This window comes from Microcystis sp. LE19-41.2A, from assembly GCF_027530405.1.
Taxonomy (GTDB): Bacteria; Cyanobacteriota; Cyanobacteriia; order Cyanobacteriales; family Microcystaceae; genus Microcystis; species Microcystis aeruginosa.
In genome coordinates this window covers 1-5,257 of record NZ_JAPZQJ010000617.1, presented here as the reverse complement: position 1 = coordinate 5,257, position 5,257 = coordinate 1, and the positions used below count along the sequence as shown (strand labels likewise).

The 5,257-nt window shown below is 38.3% G+C and carries 3 protein-coding genes; 2 read left to right on the top strand and 1 reads right to left on the bottom strand.

The genetic code is table 11. The features are described from left to right. Positions 1–212: 212 nt before the first annotated feature. A complete protein-coding gene (locus O9290_RS25490) occupies positions 213–2,963 on the bottom strand; it encodes a class I SAM-dependent DNA methyltransferase (protein ID WP_288087665.1) in 2,751 nt (916 codons plus the stop codon). Positions 2,964–3,173: 210 nt separating this feature from the next. Here O9290_RS25490 and O9290_RS25485 point away from each other — a divergent pair, with 210 nt between their 5' ends. Both O9290_RS25485 and O9290_RS25475 read left to right on the top strand, forming a co-directional pair. Further along, positions 3,174–3,641 carry a DUF29 domain-containing protein gene (locus O9290_RS25485; RefSeq protein ID WP_072926654.1) on the top strand — a complete coding sequence of 156 codons (468 nt, stop codon included), beginning with the start codon at positions 3,174–3,176 and terminating at the stop codon, positions 3,639–3,641. Between the two features lie 626 nt (positions 3,642–4,267). Then, the gene (locus tag O9290_RS25475; RefSeq protein ID WP_288056984.1) at positions 4,268–4,774 is read left to right on the top strand and encodes a cofilin family protein; all 507 of its coding nucleotides are present in this window, start codon (positions 4,268–4,270) and stop codon (positions 4,772–4,774) included. The last annotated feature ends 483 nt before the right edge of the window (positions 4,775–5,257 follow it).

Genomic DNA, 5,257 nt, shown 5'->3' with positions numbered 1-5,257 from the left:
GTGGGGTGATGGGGAAGTGGGGTGATGGGGTGTGGGGTGTGGGGTGTGGGGTGTGGGGTGTGGGGTGTGGGGTGTGGGGTGATGGGGTGTGGGGTGATGGGGTGTGGGGTGTGGGGTGATGAGGAGAACAAAGCTGCTTTTTGCCTTTTGCCTTTTGCCTTTTGCCTTTTGCCTTTTGCCTTTTGCCTGTTGCCTTTTGCCTTTTGCCTTCGTTATTGAGGATTTTTTCTTTTCGAGGGTTTTTGTTTGCTGGTAGGGAGTAGGGGAGCGGTTAATTTTTCGTAGAGTTCAAAGAGGTATTCAATACGGTTTAATTCACTGGTAAAGGGTTGGGGACGATAACACAAATCAACGGCTTTGTCAAGTTTTTGGTGAGCTTTGAGCAAGTCCGGAGGCATGGTTAAAGGATCGTATAAATCCGCAAGGCTACTATCAGGATATTTTACCCTAGTATCTAGCACAGCTTGAGCGCAAGTTTCGACGGTTTGTTTTTGTTTGTCGGTGATATTTTCTGGAAAAGGAAAATTATTATAAACAATATCTTTTGAGTAACGATAATCACTTTTTAATCTGCCACACACATATTTAACCCATGCCATGTGCATTTCTGAAGTTAAAATACCAAATAAATATAAATCGCCGTTCGGAATAGACTGACAAGTATCACTTACGATATTATCAGCAGTAAAAAAGCCAATAGGAATGTATTTTCTATTTTCTGACGTAGTTCTAGGTACAAGAATATAGTCTGATTTGGGTTGTGTGATTTGTCGAAATAAACAATGATAAGAATAGTTTCGAGTTGAAGCTGCAATACTTTTTGCTCTCAATTGCTTCACGGCTTCCACACGCTCCAAAATTTCAGGTATATTCTTTAGTTCATTGGGTTTAATATCGAGTAGCCACAAACACCATTTTTTGCCACCATTTAAAAATTCTCTAGCACTAATAAAAGGTCTAATAAATTTAATTAACAAAGGGTTTTTTGAGACAAGAGTATTTTTTTCTTCTTCAGATAAAATAAAATTACCTCCATCTGTTGGCTTATTTCCATACATCATATTAGGGACATTACAGAGAGGATATTTTCGATTAAAAACCAGAATATTGTTTGCATTGATTAAGTAAGGATTAATATTTTTGGCTTTTATTAAAAGCGGCTCACTGGTTATAGTCTGATAGTCGAATAGATATTTTTCATTAGCTTCAAAACTAGCAAATCCAATAATCACACAATGAACCGCAGCATTACCTTTAGCTTCATTACTCCATTTGAAAGTTCTATGGGCAAAATGAATACTGATATTAAATTCGTTTATTAAAACATTCCATAAGATAGATGATTGTTCCCCTTGAGAAATAGAATTAGTCGCCACTAATCCCACCTTAATTTTTGTGCTTTGAATAAATTGAGCAGATTTATAAAACCATGCTGATACATAATCCATAACCCCTGATCCAATGATTTTATCAAGAACTAGCTTTAAGTCTTCTTTTTGATCAAAATTTTGGTAATGATGCCCCACAAAAGGAGGATTCCCTAAAATAAAATTGAGCTTTTCTTTTGATATAACTTCCTCCCAATCAATCCGTAAGGCATTTCCATGAACAATCTTTGCCGCTTTTTTCAATGGCAAACGCACAAAATATTGACCAAAAGTATTACTAACTTTAATATTCATCTGATGATCAATTAACCACATTGCCACTTCTGCCACCCTCACCGCAAACTCATCGTATTCAATACCAGCAAACTGATTGACATCTACCTGAATAATCCTACTAATATCTATTACTAACTGCCCCGTTTTATCTAACTCCTGTAATACCAAAATCTCTAAATCGCGTAACTCCCGATAGGTAATAATTAAAAAATTGCCGCAACCACAGGCAGGATCAAGAAAATATAAATTAGCAATCTTTTTCTGAAATTCTAGTAATTTATTGCGATTGCCTTTAATCTTCTCAAATTCTCTGTGTAAATCATCTAAAAATAACGGTTTAATCACCTTTTGAATATTTTTCTCAGAGGTATAATGCGCCCCTAAATTGCGTCGTTCTTTTGGATTCATTACCGCTTGAAACATAGAACCAAAAATAGCAGGAGAAATTTTTCCCCAATCAAAAGCACAAGCTTCTAATAACATGACTCGCATCTTGCTATCAAAAGCCGCTAAGGGTAAAGACTCCTCGAATAACTTGCCATTTATGTAGGGAAATTGAGTGAAATTCTCATCGAGATTTTTTAATCTTTTTTCTTCTGGTGTATTCAAAACCTGAAAAATAGAAGCGATGTGCATCGCCAAATCACTGCCATCTTCTTTGGTATGTAGATCGATATATTCCCAGAAAATACCCTTATTAAAAATACCCGTATCATCGGCAAATAAACAAAATAATAAACGCACTAAATAAACTTCTAAATCATGCCCCATATAACCAATTTCTTTGAGGTAATCATGAAGTTTTCCCATTAACTCGGCTGCTTGAATATTGACGGGATCTTCGTCTTTATAAACTCGCTTTTCATAACCAGCAATAAAATCAAATAAATGAACGTTATCAACAAAATTACTTAATTCAAATTCCCATTGATTGCCCGAATCTAAATCATATAATTTAAACCGTTGAAAATCCGAGACTAAAATATAACGCGGTAACTCATGTTCCTTTAAATTGGGAAAATAATCCTTAGCCTGTTGTGTGGCTTTTTCTAAATCTTTTCCCTTCGATTTATGCTCAACTAAAATCGTTCCTTTCCAGAGTAAATCAATAAAACCCTGTTTATTATCTGCTTTTTTTATCGGTTGCTCAAAACTGGCTACCCTACGCCGTGAAATGCCAAAGACATGAAAAAAATCATTCCAAAAAGACTGAGATTCTGCTTTTTCTGAAGTCTCTCCTTCCCACTCTTTTTGAAAAGCGATGGCGCGATTTTTAATTTCATTCCAACTTAAAGGCATAGTTTTAACTCCTTATCTTTCGCCGGTTTGCTCAACGATACTAGAAAATGGTGTAGGGAGCCAGATGCAGTCAGCAAGGGATACAGATAGTTTCCATTTTAGGTGATTTTTTGGTAAACTACAAGGGAAGCTAGAAATTAGTAACGCCTTGAGAATTGTAGCCGCTTAGTTACCAATCTAGTTATTGACTCCAACGAACAACCTATCGCTATGTCCAAGACTCTCTACGAACAAGATTTTCAATTGTGGCTCGCAACAACAATTAGCCACCTACAGAAGCGGGAATTTGCTGCGCTGGATACTGATAACTTAATTGAGGAGTTAACCGAGTTGGGAAAATCGGAAAAAAGAACTTTAGAAAGTAATTTGATGATTCTTTTGGCTCATTTGCTCAAATTAAAAGTACAGCACAACGCACCGCCATCCATGAAAGATAGCTGGTATTGTTCTATTATTGAGCATCGCCAGCGAATTGAGAAAAACTTACGCAATACGCCTTCCCTGAAATCCTATCTAGAAACTGCTATCGAGGAAGCTTATCCAGATGCTCGTCAAGTGGCAATTAAGGAAGGGAAACTTGCTCAATTTGGTGTTCGGATTCCCCCAGAAAATGATTATCCTAAAATTTGTCCTTTCTTGCCAGAGCAAATCTTAGATGAGAACTTTTATGGCAATTGACTAGAGGAAATAGTTAGGGTTTGCGGCAAAAAGTTTATTGGTGGGGTTAGGAGTCAGGAGTCAGGAGTCGGGAGGGGAAGAAAAAGATGAACGTAGCGACTGTTTCAGTGCCTACTCGCTACAAGGAGCAGGCGCCAAGCAGAAGTGTTTAGCCCACCTAGAACGAGAATTAAAAGCTCTCTGACAGAGTCGCTTTCAGGGCAATCGGGATTTTGCCCGCCAAGTGCAATCAGTATTATGGCAAGCTCGACTTGCTTATCAGAATTATCAAGAAGGAAAACGGCTCTTCGGTTTGTGTTATGCAATGGACGGGGGTTATAAGGGATGGAACCCTTATAGAGAAAGGCACTTAGCGATTTTTGTCAATTGTTTTTGCTCTAGAGCCAACTAATCAATTAAGTCTCTTACCAGATAAGGATTTAGTCGATTTATGCCCCCCTATCGAACCATACCAAGTAACGAAGAACCGAATATTTTTATCCATCGTTGGAAAATACACGGAATGTTTCTGGATATCCTTTTCTACGGGGTGAATATACGGAAACTTTCTGCTTTTTGTCCTCTAGGGGTTGACTATTACGGAAATTTCCTGTACACTAGCTTACTGGACTTGAGTAACAACTATTTTGGTATCTCAAGAAAAAGCTAACCTACTGAAAAAAGAGAATAAGATGTCCATTAGTGTCGTAAAACTTCACCCTGACTGCGTGGCTATCTTCAATGAGTTTAAAGGTAATGCTAATAAACCAACGCATGATTTTCTGACTATGAAGTTGGATGGAGTCAACATCGTTCCTGATTTGTGTCCACCGATTGGTACTTCATCTGAAGACCCTAGATTCGGGGATAAGGAGCATCCTGCATTTGATCACATGGTTAGTCATTTGATCGAGAAAGGTAGTGGATATGCATTTTACATATTTCGATATGACAAGGGAAACGGTCATCCCAGTAAACTTGTGTTTTACACTTATGTAGATGACAATGGCCCAGCAAAGACTAAAATGGCTATCACATCTTCCAAACAAGTCGTGGAAAAAGGCTGTCCAGGTTTTTCGCTTAAGATTCAGGCAAATTGCAAGGAGGATATTTCATACAAAGTCGGTTTGGATCTTGTTTTAGAACGCCCGTAGGTTAGGGTAAGTGCGATCGCTGTTATCTTGTTGATTAAACTTTAAAATTGTCATTGCTTGGGATAGGAATGCAGGGGGCGATCATTTTTGGAATGAGCAATTTTTTGGGCATGGCGATCGCTTTTGGGGCAGGGGTAAGAGCGATCGCATCTCTCCTAGGCTAGAACGCCGATTGCCAAGGATGGTCAGTCAGCCCTAGATAGTCAACAGCTTACCCGAAAAAGCTAGATTTTGTAACAAAATTTAGTATTACTTAGGGCTGGCTGAATAATGGTAAAACCCTTTTAAAATAAGGCTTTTGACCTGTTAAAGTCCGATGTTAGTGCAAGAAAATAGGATTGGGACTTTCAAAAACCTTGCATTATCCTTCTTGTAGTACATCGCTTGGTACACAAAACAAGGGCAACAAAGCCTGAAACGACTGGCTACTGACGACCGGCTACTGACTCCTACCCCCAGGAAAAACTTTTTCAGCAGACCCTA

What these genes read in the sequence shown, in the direction of transcription:
- O9290_RS25490 (WP_288087665.1), bottom strand. Translation starts at nt 2,963, where the DNA reads ATGCCTTTAAGTTGGAATGAAATTAAAAATCGCGCCATCGCTTTTCAA.
- O9290_RS25485 (WP_072926654.1), top strand. Translation starts at nt 3,174, where the DNA reads ATGTCCAAGACTCTCTACGAACAAGATTTTCAATTGTGGCTCGCAACA.